Annotated in this window: 3 protein-coding genes; 2 read left to right on the top strand and 1 reads right to left on the bottom strand. The window is 35.6% G+C overall.

What is annotated here, in order from left to right:
• Positions 1-1,385 precede the first annotated feature (1,385 nt).
• Both I2F17_RS12140 and I2F17_RS12135 read left to right on the top strand, forming a co-directional pair.
• Positions 1,386-2,378: a hypothetical protein gene (locus I2F17_RS12140; protein ID WP_211140119.1), complete on the top strand. Its 993-nt coding sequence runs from the start codon at positions 1,386-1,388 to the stop codon at positions 2,376-2,378.
• A 66-nt stretch (positions 2,379-2,444) separates the two neighbouring features.
• Complete coding sequence (locus I2F17_RS12135; protein ID WP_211140118.1) at positions 2,445-2,615, top strand: hypothetical protein; 171 nt, start codon at positions 2,445-2,447, stop codon at positions 2,613-2,615.
• 13 nt (positions 2,616-2,628) lie between these two features.
• Here I2F17_RS12135 and repM read toward each other — a convergent pair whose 3' ends face one another.
• Positions 2,629-3,558 carry a replication initiation protein RepM gene (repM, locus tag I2F17_RS12130; protein WP_211140117.1) on the bottom strand — a complete coding sequence of 310 codons (930 nt, stop codon included), beginning with the start codon at positions 3,556-3,558 and terminating at the stop codon, positions 2,629-2,631.
• Positions 3,559-4,321 lie beyond the last annotated feature (763 nt).

Here is a 4,321-nt window from a genome sequence, read left to right as displayed (position 1 = left end):
TGACTTTAAAAAAGTAAAAAGACAGCTCCGCTGCGGTATTCGCTGAATCTCATAGGATAGCGACACTCCTTTTTTCATCATTTCTTGCCTTGTGATGACCAAATCACAAACATTTAGGCGACCAAGCCTAAACCAAACAAAAACACTTTTGATTTCTTAACCGTTGAAGCTGTTACCACTGAAACGGCACATACACAATGCGTACCTCTACGCACCCCAACATCACTCTTTCGTAAAACCACGATTCCCTTAACAATGGATTTCTCCAAACGGTAGCTATGATTTTTACCCTATGAATATGAACCATAGGACACAATTTCCACGATTAAAAATCGCTTTATATGCACTACTCAAGATCGCTCCCACACTAAACAAAAAATACAGCTTTTAACCAATTTAAGCCTTTTGCTCAGTGCTTCCCAAGTTAGACTTTTAGGTCTTTAAAAAAAATAGAATTGCTACCACCGCAATCATTTTTTTTAGCTAGTACGCTTATCTACTCTATTTCCATACCCGTTCCGTTTTTCCTAGCTCGCAGTTCCAAAAAGCTAGTTACAAAGATATGAAAATTTCACAGCAGGTAAAGCACTTAGCTTGCACATTGGGGGTTGTGTTCCCCCTTTTACACGTTTGAGCTATCAATCGCTCTGTTTCGCTTCGTTAGTCACAAAACAGTAGCAGGCAATCCATCTTTCGACTCATGCCCCTATAACTTCGCAGCTATCTCAGAATCCATCGTGTGTGCCACCAATTACGCCAAAAATTTTCTTACACATCGGCATAAATGTGAGTGTATTAACGCATTAATCATTCCGTGAAGATGCTACACCTTTCCTAAAATCAGGGTTTCAGTAAAACCTACCTAGCATGGCTATTTCTAACCATGCACCACGTTGCCGTGATCCCGTTTCCTTGTCGCCCAACTGACATACGTCAGGAATGGATCGAAAAAGGGCATTTCAGCCCTTCAGCTTCCGTCAAAGCGTACCGAGCACAATTTCTCATGCAGTCCGCTTCGTCAGGTAGTGAAATTTTTGGTTAGAAAACCTCACTATGTGCTGTTTGAAATCAAAAAAAAGTACGTCTGATCAGACGTACTTTAAACAAGCCGTGGTTAGGGCTTTTTAGTACGTGTTGGTCAGACACACAATTTATGATGATGGATACACGATAGCACAAAAACACACGCAAAAAAAATTTTCTAGGAACTACTATTTACCCCCTTTCAAATACCGTGATTTTGTCCACTTCTAGTAGAAATCTTCGATTTCTTGAAAAGCAGTAAAATCCTTTACTAGATTACATCGTGTTTTTCTGCTATTTTTTGGATATACGCCCTAGATTACAAATTTATGATAATTTTTAGTCCAAATACGAAATATACGATGCAACGTCTAGCAGATCATGCAAGCAATGGTGCATATTTTTATGCTGAAATTACTTACATCAATGATGATGTGGGGTGTTCGGGTATTAAGCGTTTGTTAGAGAAATTAACCACTCGATATTTTTTAGATTTATCAACTCGACAGCGTACATACAGACTGAATAAGAAAAAGCTCCCAATCGCTACATTGATTGTTCAACAAGATTTAGAAAATGAGGATAAATATTATCTTTACTTGTTAATCACCACCTATAAATCAAGTTGCTATAATGAATTTCATGGCGTTGATGCAAATAAACTTGTGTCTAAAACGCATCGTGAAAAAGTCATTTCTTTGAAAAAAGAGTTTGCAGATTTTAAATGGACTGTTAATGAGATTACGGCTCAAGTCGATGAAATTTGCAAATTTTTTGATGAGCGTGAGCAGTATCTTTTTATGCTTAATGCTCCACCGATTGTAACCGTTTCAAAAAAAATAAATTTAGAGCTATTGCGAGAAAACCATAAGAAATATGCTTTTAATTCAAAGGATTTAGATTATAAACAGCGATCTAAAACATACTCTTGGACATGGCGTTATACAAAAAATACAGAGAATTATTTAAAAAATGAGTTATTCAATCGAATAAATAAACTTGTTTCACAAAAAAAACCAAGTTTGGTGGAGCAGAACAGAATATCAGTTGCTCGAATGATTCAATCTATCCAAGTTTGGAGTGTTTTTAAGGCGAGCAGATCACAAGGCGGGAAGCTACTGCACTTTGCACATAGATTCTTGTTGTCAAAATCATTTAAAACATGGACTCAAGTTGAGTTAGATGAACCTGTTTTAAATTACTTACCCCGACTTCAAGTGTATGCTGATAGTATCGAAGAATACTATGCAAGACGCTTTTATTGGAGTCATCTAACGCAGGAAATACCGAGGGAAGAAGCTCAAAAAGGCATAGATCATGTGATTAAACTTGTTTCTGTCAATTTATGTGAGTAAACAAGTATTTTAGTTAGAAAATATGATATTTGTAGTTAGTTATAATTTTAATCAATAGGTTGTAAAATGGCTAAGTGGCAAGTGGCAGTAAGATGTGAAAATAGTGTTAGAAATATTCCTGTAGATGCTGAAACTGAAAGCACAGCTATGCAGTTGGCAATGGATAAAGTCCGCTATTTATCTTCTGAACGAAATCAAGATAAAAGAATTAGTGTTCATTCTATAAAAAAATTGTAGATTTTCCACAATATCATTGTTGAAATCCTGCTTTTACTAAATGTGCTGAAAGTTCTTTAATTTTCTCAGGTTGTAAAAGCATTTCAGCAATGCGAGAAGCAAACTGCTCATAGCTTTCAGTACCCTCTGAATACTTGCCCATTTCAGGCATCTCAGACAATTTACTAGCAAAAAAATGACGCTGTTTATCAGTCATATTTGTAAAAAAGTCAGTCGTGTTTTGATCACGCTTTACGTCTTTGATTTCTTTTTTATGTTGTTTCTTTTGCTTAAACTTGAATGAAAATCCTGTAATAGATCTGCCTGTTTTGTGTTGCTCGTAGCTTACGGTTATATCGGTGTGTTCGTTAATTTGCTTAATCGCTGGGTCTAATACACGATTCTTGAAATTATTCATTGCAGTGTATTCATGTTCTAGTAATCCTATTTTTGAGCGAAAATCTGTAATTTCAATAATAGAAGTTTTACCTGTACTCCGCCAAGATACTAATAATTCATATAAACGAGTAGCGTATATATTTAGATTTGCTACTTGCATCAACTCATAACTTGTAAAATTTTTCTCTAACCGAGTAATTAACGGCACAACTTCAGGAGCAAAACGCAACTTAACGATGCCTGCACCCTCAACATAAGAAATACCACTCACCCATCTCACTACACGCTTTTCAGGCTTATTTCTTTTTTCGTCTACTGTCAGATATGTTACTTGACGATTAAATAGTGTCATTACTGCATCTGATAGCATTGAGTAGGTGTTTTTAACGTCAACATTAAAGCGATCTGCATAGTGTTGTGCGTGAATTTCTAGGAATGTTTCAGTATCCACCCCTTTCCCTGTCTCCCTTGCTTCAATAATTGCTAGAAGAATGAGCCTTTGCTCAACTAATCCTAGTGTATAGCTCGCATTAATTAGTGAATTATCCTTAACAACAAGTTTCATAATATGTATACAATTCTTATAAAGTTACATAATACTATTTGTATCAATAGTTGCAAATATAAATATGTAACTATTAGCAGGGTAAATGTAACTTTATAGCAGGGTAAATGTAACTTTATAGCAGGGTAAATGTAACTTTATAGCAGGGTAAATGTAACTTTATGAAGCGTGAAAGCCTTACATAGCTTATGTTTCAGAGGGCTTAAAAGCATTTAAAAGCATTTAAAAGCATTAAAAACCCAAAAAGCTTAAAATCAAGAGCAAAATCAAGAGCAAAAAAAGCTATGGCACTTCGCTTCTCTCGTGTCATTTTTAAGAGCAAAAGCAAAAGCTCATGACGCTCGTAGACACTCGCTAAAAAACTCAGTGGAACTTTGCAACGAAAAGCAAAAGCGTAATCGGGGAGGGGGATTACAAAATCAGATTTCTGTTGATCGCTTCGCTCTATTAATTCTTATTTGAATTCTAATTTTAAGATCAAAATCTTTATACAAAAGCAAAAATACTTAGATTACATCTTTAAATATGCTCTAAATGCTCATGTAATGCGTTCTAAGGTATGTATTTTGTTTTTTTGGTACTTGGGTACTGCTTGAGATTTTAAATCGCTTATAGCGCAATTTAGCAATGGTTTCTATTTTTTGAATTTGGGGAGGTACGGCAGTCGCTTAAGAGCGAACTGCCGTTGCTTGATTTTTCAGTGATCTCAGCACTTACTTTGACGCAGTAAACGAGTTTGCCGTGTACTATCACGCTTTTTTTT

Origin of the sequence: Acinetobacter baretiae, from assembly GCF_015627105.1 — a bacterium.
Taxonomy (GTDB): domain Bacteria; phylum Pseudomonadota; class Gammaproteobacteria; order Pseudomonadales; family Moraxellaceae; genus Acinetobacter; species Acinetobacter baretiae.
Note: the sequence above shows the minus strand (reverse complement) of the source record. Positions and strands in the feature narration are given on the sequence as shown.

Coding starts and splice junctions, on each gene's coding strand:
- repM (WP_211140117.1), bottom strand. CDS start 3,558: ATGAAACTTGTTGTTAAGGATAATTCACTAATTAATGCGAGCTATACA.
- I2F17_RS12135 (WP_211140118.1), top strand. CDS start 2,445: ATGGCTAAGTGGCAAGTGGCAGTAAGATGTGAAAATAGTGTTAGAAAT.
- I2F17_RS12140 (WP_211140119.1), top strand. CDS start 1,386: ATGCAACGTCTAGCAGATCATGCAAGCAATGGTGCATATTTTTATGCT.